The organism is Flexithrix dorotheae DSM 6795, assembly GCF_000379765.1.
GTDB classification, from domain to species: Bacteria; Bacteroidota; Bacteroidia; order Cytophagales; family Flammeovirgaceae; genus Flexithrix; species Flexithrix dorotheae.
Map to the genome: position 1 here is coordinate 850,300 of NZ_KB903430.1, position 14,752 is coordinate 865,051.

At 37.0% G+C, this 14,752-nt stretch carries 12 protein-coding genes; 8 read left to right on the forward strand and 4 right to left on the reverse strand.

What is annotated here, in order from left to right; translation table 11 throughout:
* Positions 1 to 407 precede the first annotated feature (407 nt).
* A complete protein-coding gene (locus A3EM_RS0103760) occupies positions 408 to 1,991 on the forward strand; it encodes an amidohydrolase family protein (RefSeq protein WP_020526834.1) in 1,584 nt (527 codons plus the stop codon).
* Positions 1,992 to 2,051: 60 nt separating this feature from the next.
* On the opposite strand, the gene A3EM_RS0103765 is transcribed toward A3EM_RS0103760, so the two are convergent.
* Positions 2,052 to 3,920 carry a LysM peptidoglycan-binding domain-containing protein gene (locus A3EM_RS0103765; protein ID WP_020526835.1) on the reverse strand — a complete coding sequence of 623 codons (1,869 nt, stop codon included), beginning with the start codon at positions 3,918 to 3,920 and terminating at the stop codon, positions 2,052 to 2,054.
* A 675-nt stretch (positions 3,921 to 4,595) separates the two neighbouring features.
* Here A3EM_RS0103765 and A3EM_RS0103770 point away from each other — a divergent pair.
* A complete protein-coding gene (locus A3EM_RS0103770) occupies positions 4,596 to 5,393 on the forward strand; it encodes a zinc ribbon domain-containing protein (protein ID WP_020526836.1) in 798 nt (265 codons plus the stop codon).
* Positions 5,394 to 5,410: 17 nt separating this feature from the next.
* Here the strand turns inward: A3EM_RS0103770 and A3EM_RS0103775 are convergent, their stop codons facing one another.
* The gene (locus tag A3EM_RS0103775; RefSeq protein WP_020526837.1) at positions 5,411 to 6,106 is read right to left on the reverse strand and encodes a 5-formyltetrahydrofolate cyclo-ligase; all 696 of its coding nucleotides are present in this window, start codon (positions 6,104 to 6,106) and stop codon (positions 5,411 to 5,413) included.
* Between the two features lie 155 nt (positions 6,107 to 6,261).
* Between A3EM_RS0103775 and A3EM_RS0103780 the strand changes: the two genes are divergently transcribed.
* From A3EM_RS0103780 to A3EM_RS0103795, 4 genes are all read left to right on the forward strand, one after another.
* Positions 6,262 to 7,263, forward strand: coding sequence for an SMP-30/gluconolactonase/LRE family protein (locus tag A3EM_RS0103780; RefSeq protein WP_020526838.1), 1,002 nt, complete (start codon positions 6,262 to 6,264; stop codon positions 7,261 to 7,263).
* A 49-nt stretch (positions 7,264 to 7,312) separates the two neighbouring features.
* Complete coding sequence (locus A3EM_RS41435) at positions 7,313 to 8,443, forward strand: glutaminyl-peptide cyclotransferase (protein WP_020526839.1); 1,131 nt, start codon at positions 7,313 to 7,315, stop codon at positions 8,441 to 8,443.
* A 97-nt stretch (positions 8,444 to 8,540) separates the two neighbouring features.
* Positions 8,541 to 9,452 (forward strand): ROK family protein, encoded by a 912-nt coding sequence (locus tag A3EM_RS0103790; protein WP_020526840.1) that lies wholly within the window; start codon positions 8,541 to 8,543, stop codon positions 9,450 to 9,452.
* A gap of 28 nt (positions 9,453 to 9,480) precedes the next feature.
* Entirely contained in the window at positions 9,481 to 9,804 is a 324-nt protein-coding gene (locus A3EM_RS0103795) for a hypothetical protein (protein WP_020526841.1), read from the forward strand.
* A 130-nt stretch (positions 9,805 to 9,934) separates the two neighbouring features.
* Here the strand turns inward: A3EM_RS0103795 and A3EM_RS0103800 are convergent, their stop codons facing one another.
* Positions 9,935 to 10,228: a hypothetical protein gene (locus A3EM_RS0103800; protein ID WP_020526842.1), complete on the reverse strand. Its 294-nt coding sequence runs from the start codon at positions 10,226 to 10,228 to the stop codon at positions 9,935 to 9,937.
* Positions 10,229 to 10,759: 531 nt separating this feature from the next.
* Between A3EM_RS0103800 and A3EM_RS0103810 the strand changes: the two genes are divergently transcribed.
* Positions 10,760 to 11,062: a hypothetical protein gene (locus tag A3EM_RS0103810; protein ID WP_020526844.1), complete on the forward strand. Its 303-nt coding sequence runs from the start codon at positions 10,760 to 10,762 to the stop codon at positions 11,060 to 11,062.
* Positions 11,063 to 11,685: 623 nt separating this feature from the next.
* Positions 11,686 to 13,830 (forward strand): cache domain-containing protein, encoded by a 2,145-nt coding sequence (locus A3EM_RS45490; RefSeq protein WP_020526845.1) that lies wholly within the window; start codon positions 11,686 to 11,688, stop codon positions 13,828 to 13,830.
* Between the two features lie 350 nt (positions 13,831 to 14,180).
* Here A3EM_RS45490 and A3EM_RS0103820 read toward each other — a convergent pair whose 3' ends face one another.
* Complete coding sequence (locus tag A3EM_RS0103820) at positions 14,181 to 14,633, reverse strand: transcriptional regulator (RefSeq protein WP_020526846.1); 453 nt, start codon at positions 14,631 to 14,633, stop codon at positions 14,181 to 14,183.
* Positions 14,634 to 14,752: the final 119 nt, after the last annotated feature.

A 14,752-nucleotide genomic window follows, 5' to 3' on the forward strand; every position in this document is an offset into this window, starting at 1 on the left:
GGTTATTGAACATATTGCAAAAATCCTTGAGGTATGTAAATATGCTCTTTTTCTAAAAAACCATTAAATCTAAATAAACTCTGTATATTTCTTAGTTATTGAGTAAAGAAATTATACAATAAAAGATTAAAATAATCAAATTATGATGAACTACCATTAGAATTAGATATGAAATTATCTTGTGGGACAGGTTGGCAGGTAATCATCACCGACCACTCATATAGTTTCCAGGAACTATTTCTGTGTTGTATAATAGTTATTTCCTATGTATTTTGACCTTCATTATTTTTTTACTTAAATTCAAAGGTAACCCAAAACTAACTTTTATTTAGTTTGCTGCATTTTACCGACCAGCCCCTACAATCTTTTTTTTAAACCTAAATTGCATTACCTTAATCTTCTTAAAAATGGCTAATCAAATTGCAGACTTACATTGTCATCCTTCCGGCTGGGCTTTTAACAGGATGAGAAATACTTCCCTTGAATTAGACAAAGAAAAATTTCACCCCTGGACCATTGAGCAATCCAGTTTAAAAAAGCAGTTAAAAGGCGGAAGAGCCTATCGCTACAGTCAATGTGACTTCGGAAAGCTTGTTTTAAGTGGGACCAGGCTCGTTTTTGGTGCTTTATATCCACTTGAAAAAGGCTTTTTCGATGAACAACTCATTGGGGAAGGTCAGCGAAAATCGAAAAGGCACAGCTTGCTGGATATCATACAAAGCAAAACCCAAGGGCTTTCCAAAGCAAGAATTGCCTTTTTACAAAGCCCTGAATACGACTATTTTGAGGAACTGAAACTTGAATATAAATTTTACAAATCCCGGGATAACAAAGAGGAAGCAGCACTGGTTTTGATTTACGATAAGAATAAACCCACCTTATCCAAGGGGAAATATATTTTAGCCAAAAATAATGAGGACATCACCGCCAGTATTCAAAAGGAAAAGGAAGTGGCTATTGTACTCACCATAGAAGGCATTCATGCACTTGGTGTGGGAAATTTAAAAAATAAAGGTACAGATGTTTCTATTGAGCAGGTGAAAGAAAGGGTGAGGGCATTAAAGGGAGAAGCCAGCACTGAGGAAAATTGGGAACATCCTGTCTTTTTTATCACTTTTTCCCACCATTTTGATAATACCCTTTGTGGCCATGCCCATAGCTTTCCGGATGTCACAGAACTCATTTTTAACCAGCGGAAAGGGTGCAACGGCCCCATGACTCCGGAGGGACTGGAAGTTATCAGGGAAATGCTTGGTTTAAATGAAAACCTTGAAGGCACAGGAAGCAAAAGAATTTTGGTAGATGTGAAACACATGAGTGCTTTGGGAAGACAGTCTTTTTACAATGACGTCATTAAAAAGTACAATAATTTTGCTCCTAATCGCGCACATAAAATTCCGGTAATTGCCAGCCATGTTGGATTTTCAGGAGCCAACACACTGGATGAACTTGTGAGGGATGGCGATTTAGAAAGAGATAATTTTAAAAAAGAAGGTTTTTATGCCTGGAATATCAACATTTGCCGGGAAGATGTGGAGGTCATTCACGAAAGTGAGGGATTGATTGGACTTAGTTTTGATGCCAGAATACTGGGTGTGGACAATACTCTTTTTAATGTGATTAATTTTAGAAAGAGGAATAATATAAAGGCGTTTTCCCGAACAATTAAGAAAATAGTGGAAGTGCCTTTCCGAAAACGCCTGGATAATCCGCTGGGTATTTGGAAAAGAATTTCCATAGGTACTGACTTTGAGGGCTATATAGACCCTGTTAATAAGTATTCTACAGCCATCGCATTTGGTAATTTCGGACTCGATCTGGAAGTAGAACTGAAAAAATTTCGCAGAAAAAAGCCAGAGTATTTTGGCAACCTGGATATCAGAAAAGATATAATTGAAGGGATTTTGTTTAATAATGCCTACGAATTCGTGAAAAAGCATTTTAATAAAACTTCACCAAAGCCAGTAAGTCAGGGCGATATTGTAGCTTAACAAAACAGCCTGATTAGATTGAACTAATCAGGCTGTTTTGTTACTGTTAAAGAAATATATTTATTGAAAATCGCCTTCTCCTTTTTTCCCTACAATAATTTTATCTCCCACTTTTAGTTCAGAGCCAAATGGCAAATTATTCCAGTTTCTTAAATCACTGATAGTAGCCTTGTATTTTGCAGATAATTTATAGATATCGTCCCCATCCTGTACGGTATGATAAACTGAATTTTCATCCTGAACCGAAACAGAGCCTCCTGGCTCAGTAGCAGGTTGATTATAATTTGGAGCAGTCCCTGCCGGCTGATTGTAATTCGGCTGAGCAGGCTGGTTATAGTTAGGAACTGTGGAAGTTGCAGGGTTTACAGCAGTGTTCTGATCTGGATTATTGTTTTGTAGCGGTAATGCTCCCTGGTTTTGTGGATCACTGGGTACAGCAGGCACATTGTAGTTTGGCTGAGTAGCAGGGTTTTGAAATTCTCCCTGAGTAGGTTGAGGCTGTGTAAGTTGTGGCTGGCTGGCCACATAACCAATAGCACTCACAATCATATCATTACCTGCCAGAATCTGATCACCTGGCAGATTATTCCAGGTTTTCAGGTCATCCACACTCACCTTATATTTCCTTGCCAGGCTAAATAAAGTTTCTCCTTCTTTCACGGTATGTACTTTCGGGCTTCCGGGAATATCATTAGTCATTTTAATGATAATATTATCCCCAACATACAGCCAGGCTCCTTTTTTCAAATCATTCCAATTCAAAATTTCTTCCGGTTCTACTCCATAAGTTCTCGCCAGTTTATAAATGGTTTCTCCCCTTTTTACTGTATGGTGAATGGTTTTTACATTTACCTGAGAATAATCTATGGGGCCACTTACCGGAGTAGCATAATTTTGAGCCACTGGCTGGTTGTCGTAAGTATTCCCGGCTGGTTGTGTAGCCACTGGCTGTGCTACCTGCTGGTTCCCTAATGCTGGGTCCATAAAGGCAACCGGATTGTTGGCATTGGGTTGGGCTATCTGCTGAGATGCACTGGAAATAGAATCAGGTAGGATAATAGCAGATTCTTTTATAGCTATTCGGTTTTCTACCTGTTGCAACTGCACGCCCTGAGGCTCTTTCACCCTTATTTGGTCTCCTGCTTTTACCTGATAATTAGTCCCCAAATTATTCCAGTCTCTCAGATCCAGCACCGTTAAGTTATACATTTTGGCAATAGAAAAAATATCATCACCTTCCTGAACGATGTAAATTGGGTTATTTAAATCAATAGCAGGTTTTGCTACTGTTACTTCAGGTTTAACAGTTGGTTTTTCATTGGGAAGAAGCAGACCGAATTCTTTTCTTAAGTCAAACCAGGCATCTTTCGCATTTTTTTTACTGTCTTCAGTTACTTCTCTTATTTCTATTTGAACTTTACTGCTTCTTTTTGACCGTAAAAACAACTTTCTCCCAGGAGCTAAATTTTCATTTTCAGTCATTCTGTTTTTACTCAAAAGAGAATTTAGTTTCACGGCATACATTTGTGAAATGTCCCAGATGGTTTCCCCCGGTTTTACATAATGGTATTCTATTTCAGCCTTTGAACTTTTGGGTTTCAGGTAATAAACAGCTCCAACGATCAGTTCATCAGCAAACATTTCATCTATATCATTGTATTTGGCAAATTTCTTCATTGGAACCCCGGCAAACTCCAACAGAGAATTTACGTTCTGGTTATTTCGGGCTATAATTGCCGGCAATCCATTGGCTTTTACCAAAATGATGGAATCCCCATTAAATGTTTTGACGGATCTTTCGGTAATTACCGGATACATCCCGTTTATCGCACTGTTTTCCAGCACGGACGTATTATGATTTACATCCACTTCAGTGAATGAAGAAAAAAACAACAGGAAAAAAATGGAATAAATTAAAAGAGACTTCATACGATTCAAATTAATCAAAACAGAAAAAAGTTGTTGTAAAATTATAGCAAACCATTATTGGTTTGAAGTGAGAATTTTTTGTAGGTATGCGAATCTTAAATGGCAAACAACTTACAATATCCCAAATCAATTTCTGGTTAATATAAGTAACAACAACAGTTAGTTTTTGATTTATTTTTGAACCAAGTTTTACCCTTGAAGGGCAAGTAGTGTGTGATTTAAACAGTATTTCCTTGTTGAGAAATACCTTTTTAATTTGTCTAACTCCTTATGTTGAAGCTAAAGTAGCATAAAAAATGGTAAAATAAAATTGTTAATTTTACCATCTCTACTATTCTACACTGTATTAGGGTAAAAAAGGTTGCAAATTCACCTGAAAATTTCCTTCCTCTTAACTTTAACAGCCGATCTCCCTGGGTTTTATTGAATCATTCTTTCAGATATTTATTTACTTGATTATGCGCCTTTTATTTAAAATAATTCGGTTTAATCAGGTATTTTTCTGGAAGTTTTGCTAAACTTGCAGATTCATTTTCAGGAGGTCATAAGTAAAGGCAATTTGGTCTTTATAAAGTTTTAAAAACCAATTGATTATGATTGATTGAATCTAAGACACAATAATATAAGTATAGTACTTACTTTAAACAACTTATTATTTATCACCCCAGATAATTTATGGAAAATACAGTAGCTCAAAAGCTTGCCGCCTTAGAAAAACTGCAAAACATTGATTCTAAGATTGACGAAATCAAAAAGATAAGAGGTGATTTACCTGAAGAGGTTCAGGATCTTGAAGATGAAATTGTAGGTTATGAAACAAGGGTCCAGAAGATAAAAAATGAGATCGATCAGCTGGACGAGAACATAAAAGCACATAAGGCTGGGATAAAAGAATCTGAAAAGCTTGTTGAGAAATACGAAGCTCAGCAAATGGATGTGAGGAACAACAGGGAATATGATGCTATTACTAAGGAAATAGAACTTCAGGACCTTGAGAAACAAATCCTCAACAAAAAAATCAAAGAGACCAAAGAGGTAATTGATGGTAAAAAGGGCTTGGTAGAGGAGACAAAAGTGAAGCTGGCAGAAAGGGAAAAAGACCTTTCCAACAAGAAAGGAGAACTTGATAATATCATTGCAGAGACTGAATTAGAGGAGAAAAAATTAGTTCAGGATAGAGAAAAAGCCATGTCTAATATTGAAGAAAGACTGGTAAACTCTTACCTGAAGATTAGAAAAAACGCTAAAAATGGCCTTGCTGTAGTACACGTACAAAGAGGGGCTTGTGGTGGTTGCTTTAATATGGTACCTCCTCAAAGACAAGCTGACATTAAAGAGAAGAAAAAGATTATTGTTTGTGAGCACTGTGGCCGAATCTTCTCCGATGTAGAATTAGTAATTGAGCCTGAAAAGCCAAAAAGAGCAGGAAGGAAAAAAGCAGCTTCCAAAACTTCAAAGGCAAAAGCAAAATAAATAGATTGCCTGCTGTTTCAGGGGGAAATTACCAGATCCATTTTAATATCATGTGGCTCTGAAGGGATTTCGTCCAACAACTGAAATGGATAAGCAATTCCCATCTTAACTGCGTTTGGTTGAGATCGTAAAAATTTATCGTAATAACCGGCTCCAAATCCGAGCCGGTTATTTTTTTGATCAAATCCTAATCCCGGGATGATAATTAAATCTATCTTTCCCTCATATTTAATTTCTTCCCCCGGATGAAGAGTATTAAACTTTCCCCTTACCAGATGTTCAACAGATTTTAAGTGTAAATTTTCAATTGCCCTGTCTGCCAAAGTTTTAGGAACAATAATTATCTTTTCATTTAAAAGCGCTCTTTCAATTAAAGCATAAGTATCTACTTCATTTTTGATAGGCAAATAAGTATGGATAATGTCAATCTTATTCCGGACAACAAAATCCCAGATTTTCTCACAAATTACCTTTGAATAATTGGCTACTTCCTCTGAAGTTAGCCGGGATCTTTTTTCTGCAAGAGATTGCCTCAGTATTTTCTTTTCAGCGCGCACAATAAGTATTTCTGGTATTATTCTCACACAAATATGAATAATATTTAAATATGCCAGTTGTTTTCTCCTCAGGAATTTCACCCCCTGTTCATTTTTGCAACTCCACATGGAACATTTTACATCGGGAATGTCATTCCAGGCTACAATAAAAGCCATATATCTTTCTTCCTACTACTTAATAAGTAGCTTCTTTACTATTTGAATCTCAATGCCTTTTCTTTTTATGATTTTCAGGTTAATATTGTTTTTTATAAATACAGGAAGCCTTTATTGATCAAAGACTTTTGCTTAGGAAATTATCTTGTAAAAACATGAGCCCCAAACTTCACTTTATTTTATCCATCTGTCTGGCCAGTTGCCTTTTCGCCTGTAATTCATCAAAAACAACTGAAGAGACTTCAACTCAAACTTCTACCGAAACCGAAACTCAAGAGGAAATGGAAACCCTTTCTGCAGAAATACTAATTGATGCTAAAGCTAAACTGGGTGAAGGTGCTATCTGGCATCCCACAGAAAACAAATTTTACTGGATTGATATTGAAGGCAAAAAATTGCACATCTTCGATCCTTCTACCGGGGAAGATAGGGAAATTGATACCAAAGCGCGAATAGGCACAGTAGTGCCGGTAAAATCAGGAGGCGTACTGGCTGCACTTGAAAATGGTATCTTTAAACTGGATTTGTCTAATGAAAAGTTTGAATTAGTGACTAACCCACTGGAAGAAGGTATTCGCTTTAATGATGGTAAATGTGACCCAAAAGGAAGGTTCTGGGTAGGAAGCATGGCATTGAAAGGTACCAAAGGAGCAGCTACTCTTTACCGACTTGACACCGATGGCTCAATCCATCACATGATAGACAGTGTCACGATTTCCAATGGCATCGTCTGGTCACTTGACCAAAAGAAAATGTATTATATAGATACCCCAACAGGAAAAGTAATGGGCTATGATTATGACAATGAAACTGGCAGCATTTCCAATCCTGTAGTGGCCGTGGAAATTCCGGAAGGAATGGGTCACCCAGATGGCATGACCATAGATGCTGAAGGCATGATTTGGATTGGTATGTGGGATGGCTATGCCGTTACCCGATGGAATCCGGAAACTGGGGAACTGTTGGGTAAAATTGAAGTACCAGCCAAAAATATAACATCCTGTGCTTTTGGAGGGGAAAACCTGGAAACACTTTATATTACTACTGCAAGTATTGGCACCCCTGAAGAAGTGCTCAATAAATATCCTCAATCGGGAGGTGTATTTGCTGTAAAACCCGGGGTAAAAGGCATTCCAGCCTTCTTTTATGAAGATTAAAAGCTGTATACTACCAATTTTTCACCCAGTTTTGTAAGACCGATTATCCATGAAAATTTTTATAGTATTGAAAAAATCAACTTATTTTTTTCTTCTGATCATTGCGCTATTGGGAGGAGCAAACAGTTGTTCTGATACCGCTAAAAAAGAAGAAAAGAAAGCTAAAAAAACAGAGAAAAAAAGGGCAAAAAACCCGATCACCAGTATTTCTTCCAACCAGGAGAAAAGCGCTTTAGTCATTGGTGAAAATATTGAAGTTTCGGTGGCTCAGCTCGACACTACTATCCGAATAGATTCTGTGGTGATTGCCGTTGATGGGAAAAAACTTTCTTCTTCTCCTACCCTTCCATTTAGTTATGAATGGAATACCAAGGATGCACTTCCCGGAAAAAGAAATGTAAGTAGTATTTCTTACCTGGAGGATGGCACCAGAGATACCAAAAGGATAACCTTCGAATTACTATCTGACATCACTCCCAAAAAATATACTTATGAAGTAGTAAGGGATTATCCCCACGATAGGGAAGCTTACACCCAGGGTTTGTTATACGAAAACGGATTTCTTTATGAAGGCACTGGTAGAAAAAAAGCTTCTTCTCTAAGAAAGGTTGATCTGCAAACAGGAAAAATTGTTCAGGCACATAACCTTAGCCCCGATTTATTTGGAGAGGGAATCACTACTTTCAAAGATGAAATTTTTCAACTGACCTGGCAATCGCAGGAAGGCTTTGTATATGATAAGGAAACCTTTGCTTTTAAAAGGAAATTCAACTATCCTACTGAAGGCTGGGGGCTCACTACAGATGGAGAATACCTGATCATGAGCGATGGGTCCCATCAAATTTATTTCCTCGATCCTGTTGGCCTTACTGAAGTAAAAAGAATAGAAGTTTATGGAGATAAAGGGCCATTTTCCAATCTCAATGAACTGGAATATATCAATGGGGAAGTGTATGCCAATTCTTACCAGACAGATATTATCGTAAAGTTTGATCCTAAAACCGGAAAGGTATTGGGTTTTGTGGATTTAAAGGGACTTTTGGAAAAAGGTAGTATCAGAAGTAATAATGTAGATGTACTCAACGGCATTGCCTACGATAAAGAAAATGACAGGCTTTTTGTGACTGGAAAATGGTGGCCCAGGCTTTTCGAAATTCGCCTGAAAGAAATAAACAACTGATAATCAGCGGTTTTTACGAAAAACCAAAGTATCTGAAAATCAACCAAAAAATTATACCTGTCCGATTAACATTAATATAAACTGAAAATATCTGATTATGAGTGGAAAGCTATTTGGAATCGATCTTGGGGGAACAAAAATAGAGGGGGTAGTGCTTAAAAGTGCTATTGCACCTGAAGTATTGGAAAGAATGAGAATTCCCACTGAGGCACATAAAGGTTATGAGCATATTATTATGCAGATCAAAACTTTAAAGGAGATGATTGAGGAAAAATCAGGCACTTCATTTTCCACTTTAGGTATTGGTACACCAGGAGCACTCGATCCTGCTACACAAACCATGAAAAACAGCAATACCACGGCACTCAATGGTATGCCTTTCAAAAAAGACCTGGAAGACGCGCTTGGAATTCCAATAAAAATAGCCAATGATGCCAATTGTTTTGCCCTGGCTGAAGCTACCATGGGTGCCGTTCCGGATGCTCTGCCCAATGCTGAAGCAGTGTTCGGAGTAATTCTGGGGACGGGTGTTGGTGGAGGTGTGGTGATTCACAATAAGTTAATTAATGGCCGACATGGAATTGGCGGAGAATGGGGGCATAACTTCCTGGATGAATCTGGCGGGCCGTGTTACTGTGGATTATCTGGCTGTGTAGAAACCGTATTATCTGGTACTGGCCTGCAAAAGTATTACAAAACTATTTCTGGTACAGAGAAGAAGTTAAAAGATATTTACCAGGCTTATTTAGACAATTCTGACCCATTTTCCACCCAGACTATCGAACGGCTAATTACTTACTTCGGAAAGGCCATTGCCTACATCATCAATTCCCTTGACCCTGATGCCATAGTACTTGGCGGAGGAGTGGGTAATATTGATGTACTCTACACTCTTGGCGTAGAAGCAGCACAAAAACATGTTTTCAATGATACACTGGAAACCCTTTTCCTAAAACCTAAACTAGGCGATAGTGCCGGAGTATTTGGCGCAGCCATGCTGGTGAGTTGAATTTGGGTATAATTCAAATTTTATCAAAATGAAAAAGAGTGAATTAAGTAAATTGAATTTTAAAAGCTTTTTGCGAGTATGCTACCCTGAAATTGAACCACACCTACTAAGAGAACTTGAAAGATTAAGAGATGAAATAATTACTCTGCCGGAAAGTTCTTCTGAGAACACACTTCTTACAATATTTGAGAAATCAGTAAATAATCTCAACAGGATAGATGAAGATAATAGTATTGATGCTAGAATTGACACAGAAGAAAGAGAAGGACTTTGTAGTGTACTTTATACAATGGGTGAAACTGTAGGCCTAGATGTAAATACAGAATTTATTGATAATTGGCGAGACTGGTAGGGAAATCCTGATAAATTAAAACTATACCCAACAAGATTGTAATTCTTATTGACCCATAGTTGACCAATCCGTCATCTGGAAAGCAACATTCTCATTCTTTCCAGATGACGAATTTCTTTTTATTCCAATACTATTTCCTTTTTAATAGATCCTCTGCCATCACTTCCCATTCTTCTTCCAAAGAGTACTGCGGCATTTTCTTACCAGCTTTCGAATACCAATAAGCTGCATTTCCCAAATCTCCTTCTTTCCGGTGCAAATAAGCATGTACCCAACTGCCGTCTGCGTTATACACATCCTGCGCATAGTCATGAGCTTTATCCCAATTTCCATTAGCATCATACCACAAGGCGATAAGTACCTCCGACAATCCTCCGGGTGGCTGTGATTCTTTTAGTGATTTCTTAAATTCTTCAATTTCCATTTCCTAAATTTCTCAATATAAGAGCATGTTTAAACTTTAACTGTTTCGCTGCATACGCCCATTTATGAAACCTCACTTCAAAATAAAATTCCCAAATAGCGCTGCTATTCAAAAATTTTCTTTTTTCGTGAGAACCCAAAACTGGACGTTTTCGCTTGAAAACCTAAATTTTAAACACGCTCTAAGTGGTTTCAAAAAAATATCAGGTGTTTTTTAGCCACCGTGCTTAAAACAGAGTTTAATGCATCCCAAAAGTATTCGCACAAGCGCCTAAACAAACTTCCCAACTGACAGGCAAAATTAAGGATAATCTAAAAAACTATTGAAGTTTATAATATTAGCAAAACTCTAAAAATGTTAAAAAATTAAACTTTTGACAATCAATAACTTACTTAAATTGTCAGAAATTTTTAAATATTAAACTTGACAATGTTAATATTTTAAACAATATTTGAATATAATTTTAAACAAGTCAATAAACAATTAACTAAATAAAATACTTTACTAAAACTTTTTAAACTGGACAAAATAATGAGAAAAGCACCAATCTGGATTGAATTTAAGCATGTAGAAAATGTTTTCTGGAATTTGAATGATGCCTATAAATTGCTACTCACCAAAAGCGAAATCATGTTTGTATTGATGAAGCTTCAGGAGTACTACCAAAAATCAGAGGAAAACGAAATTAACGAAACAGCCTTTCTTGATGTATACCAATATATCACCAGAGCAACCAATATTGCCGGATTTTCTACATCTAAAACAGCTATTAAACATATCCTGGAAACAGAAACGGCTTGCTATACACAAAAAGCCGGCATGGGTATAATATAAGCTTAGATACACTTTCCAGATAATCCCTTTTTAAGCTTTTCCAATAAACTATAGCTCAATTGTTCAGGCGCTTGATCATTTAAAGATTTTAGATTGCCCTATTATTTTAATGTATATAAATGCCAGCTTAAGTACCTATTTACTTACAGTTTTAAAGATAATGACTAATTTTTTTAGTCAATTATGTAGCCTTACTGATTGTGGAATTTGTTGTGGCACAGCTTTTTAAGCTGTGTCACAATTTTTTTATACTATTCCTGTCCTCATCTCAAAAATTCCCCTTTCTCTGTATTCCAAACGAAGCCCTGTCTTACCCTACTGCACCTGCCAACACAAACAACAATTCCAATTATTTCCCGAAAATAAAACCCTGAAAATGAGCGGGTACGGTGTTACAATAAATCCCTCACTGGCTTAAAATAAGCCTCTGATGTTGGAGTTGTATATAAAGCTAAGAGCGTGTTTGAATTTTACCTGTTTCGCTGCAAATACTCACAGAGGTGTCTGCCCGGTTCAGGAACTTTGTTTTCAAAATAAAATTTCTAATAGCCCGGTATTTCGGAAAACTTAAATTTTAAACAGGCTTTAATTCCTAAAAGTGAAACAAGGAAAACGACCAGTAAATGAACCTAAAAAAGCAGGTAACCCTATTTATAAGTTCTTCATTGATTATCACCGTGGTTGTAATCAGCTCTATTGCTATTTACAACATTAAAGCAAAAGGAGTAGATGATATTGAAGAATATAAGCATGAGCAAACCTTAAAGGCCAAAAATCACCTGAAAAGCCTTGTTGATATCGCCTATTCATCCATTAATGCAAATTACCAACATTTAAATGATGATCAGTTTCTGGAACGCTATTACGGCAAGCACCTGAAAAGCAATCTGGATTTGGTAGAAGCCATTATAAATGACAAAGCCAGACTGGCACGAGAGGGTATTTTATCGAAACCTGAAGCACAGCGGGAAACAGTAAAACTGATAAAAGGATTAAGATACGATAATGGCGAAGGGTACTTCTGGATTACGGACAATACCGATCCCATTCCCAATATGGTCATGCACCCAACTATGACCAACCTGGAAGGCAGAAGCCTTGACGACCCCAGATTTGAGGTAGCCGGAAGCAACAATAGAAATTTATTTGAGGTAGCCAGGGAAATTACTGAGGCAAATGGTGAGGGTTTTTTCAGTTATAAATGGACTAAACCCGATGAAGAAAACACTGACAAGCACACAAAGAAATTTTCCTATGTAAGAGCTATTCCCAAATGGGACTGGATTTTTGGCACAGGAGTATTTGTAGAGGATGCTAAAGAAAATGTAATCAATGGGTTGCTAGGGGATTTGGAGCTCCTGAAGTTTGATGAGGGGAATAGCTACTTCTGGATCACCACCGACTCCCTTCCCCACCCTACTGTAATTATGCACGGAAAATATCCGGAATGGAAAGGCAGGATACTGACAGGAAACGAATTAGATTCCGTTAAAACTGAAAATGAGGAGAGCTTATTTGTCTCTCAGATTAATGCCAGTAAATCAGAAAAACTAAAGGGGTTTATAAATTATGAAGAAGGCAATGATACCGGAGTGACAGAAAAGAAACTTTCTTATTCCAAAAGATTTGAACCCTATGGCTGGGTCATCTCCACCAGCATAGGTACAGATGAAATAGAAGAAAAGGTAGCAAAAAAAGCAGAACTGATCACTTCACAAATCAATAATATGGTTTTGCTCATCGGCATCGGTGCAATCATTATATTAATTGCAGGCCTGTTATTAGCAAATTACTTTACCAGTAAGCTAACCATAGCCATTGCCAAGGTAAAAGATACTTTAAGGGCTTTAGCCGCGGGAAAGGCAGTAAACAAACTACACAGCAAGAGAAAAGATGAAATTGGAGAAATGACCAATTCCCTGGATGCCCTGATTGATGGCGTTTCATCTTATTCCAAAGTCGCAAGAGAAATTGGCAATCAGAATTACGGATTCGAATTTCAACCACTAAGCAAGGAAGACGTACTGGGCAATGAATTATTGAATATGAGGGATAATCTTCAGAAAGCAGCTAAGGAAGAAGAAATAAGGCACTGGCAAACAGAAGGATCGGCTAAATTCGGAGAGCTACTCAGAAAATTCAATAAAAGCCTGGAAGAACTGAGTGATGAATTCCTTAAAAACCTGGTCAATTACTTAAACTTAAACCAGGGAGCTGTTTTTATATTGACAGAATCAGCAGAGCAACAAAAAGCGCTGGAAATGATTGCCTGCTACGCTTATGACAGAAAAAAATATTTACATAAAAGAATTCGGTTAGGAGAAGGCCTTGCAGGACAATGCTTTTTGGAGAAAAAAGAAATCTATCTGAAAGAAATTCCCGACAATTATTTAAATATCCGCTCAGGATTGGGAGATGCTTCTCCACGAAATATTCTGGTAATACCTTTAATGATAAATGAGGAAATTTTAGGAGTAATCGAAATCGCTTCATTCAACCTGTTGAAAGCGCATGAAATTGCCTTTGTAGAGAAAGTTTGCACCATGCTGGCAGCCAACATCTCCACAGTAACCTCCAATGAGCGAACCAAGCAATTATTGGAGAATAGCCAAAAAATGACGGAGCAATTAAGAGCACAGGAAGAAGAACTGAGGCAAAACCAGGAAGAAATGCAGGCGACTCAGGAAGAGATGTACAGAAGGCAGGCAGAAGTTGAAAGGGAAAACGAAATCCTGAAAAATGAATTAGAAGCGACTAAGGAAAAGTAAATACTCTAATCTAAAAGAAAAGGCTTACCGAAAAGTAAGCCTTTTTTTGTATCTAATGGTTTTAAACAGGTTTCGAACCTTAGCAAAAAAACTTTCTTAAATTACCGTATACCCTCATTTAAAACTCTACCGACAATCGTGTACCCATTCATGTACCCTTTTTAGGCAGGGCCAACCTTCACGATTCCAACTCATTTTAGGGCAAAAAAAAAGGCTTACATAATGTAAACCTTTTGAATAAATGTGGGACCTACTGGATTCGAACTTAATAAAAACAGTGCCTGGGAGGTCATTTAAACCATATTTTAAATACCTATGGTTCTGGTGTATCTAAAAATGTATCTAATTTTCTATGCCGCATAGTTTAAATACATTTCTGACCTAAGATACACCCTATTCTTTCCCACAACCGCAAAATCACCCACCTGTTCCTCCAGAAAGGTTTCAATACGCTCTAAACGTGCAATTAGCTCATGATCAAATACTTTTTCAGGTACACGATTTGGTGTACTGGTTTTGTGTACCTGTTTTTTATTTTCTACCTCTTTGAACTCATCCTTATCTGGCGGAGGAGGCAGAATACTTTCATCTAAAAATGGCTCCCCTTGTTCAAAGAATAACCAATTAAGATTAAGATCAGGAAACAACTCTTTTATTGCTCTTGTAGCCTTAGTATCAGGAAAGGAGTTGTTCTTCACCCAATAATAATAATTACTGGTGGTAGTATTTACATCATTACAAAACTGCCTCATACTAAGATTCTTAGCTCTTAATAGAAAGGCCCATCTTTCTTTATAATCCATATTAGTTCTATTAATAAATTTTTATGTAGTGTATTAAATATTTGCGTAATAAATATTTATATTATATCATTGTGTTGAGTTAAATTTTTATGTAACAAATATTGTATACAAATATATAA

Bases quoted from the DNA above. Each gene is read 5' to 3' on its own strand.
- A3EM_RS0103760 (WP_020526834.1), top strand. From the start codon at position 408: ATGGCTAATCAAATTGCAGACTTACATTGTCATCCTTCCGGCTGGGCT.
- A3EM_RS0103765 (WP_020526835.1), bottom strand. From the start codon at position 3,920: ATGAAGTCTCTTTTAATTTATTCCATTTTTTTCCTGTTGTTTTTTTCT.
- A3EM_RS0103770 (WP_020526836.1), top strand. From the start codon at position 4,596: ATGGAAAATACAGTAGCTCAAAAGCTTGCCGCCTTAGAAAAACTGCAA.
- A3EM_RS0103775 (WP_020526837.1), bottom strand. From the start codon at position 6,106: ATGGCTTTTATTGTAGCCTGGAATGACATTCCCGATGTAAAATGTTCC.
- A3EM_RS0103780 (WP_020526838.1), top strand. From the start codon at position 6,262: ATGAGCCCCAAACTTCACTTTATTTTATCCATCTGTCTGGCCAGTTGC.
- A3EM_RS41435 (WP_020526839.1), top strand. From the start codon at position 7,313: ATGAAAATTTTTATAGTATTGAAAAAATCAACTTATTTTTTTCTTCTG.
- A3EM_RS0103790 (WP_020526840.1), top strand. From the start codon at position 8,541: ATGAGTGGAAAGCTATTTGGAATCGATCTTGGGGGAACAAAAATAGAG.
- A3EM_RS0103795 (WP_020526841.1), top strand. From the start codon at position 9,481: ATGAAAAAGAGTGAATTAAGTAAATTGAATTTTAAAAGCTTTTTGCGA.
- A3EM_RS0103800 (WP_020526842.1), bottom strand. From the start codon at position 10,228: ATGGAAATTGAAGAATTTAAGAAATCACTAAAAGAATCACAGCCACCC.
- A3EM_RS0103810 (WP_020526844.1), top strand. From the start codon at position 10,760: ATGAGAAAAGCACCAATCTGGATTGAATTTAAGCATGTAGAAAATGTT.
- A3EM_RS45490 (WP_020526845.1), top strand. From the start codon at position 11,686: ATGAACCTAAAAAAGCAGGTAACCCTATTTATAAGTTCTTCATTGATT.
- A3EM_RS0103820 (WP_020526846.1), bottom strand. From the start codon at position 14,633: ATGGATTATAAAGAAAGATGGGCCTTTCTATTAAGAGCTAAGAATCTT.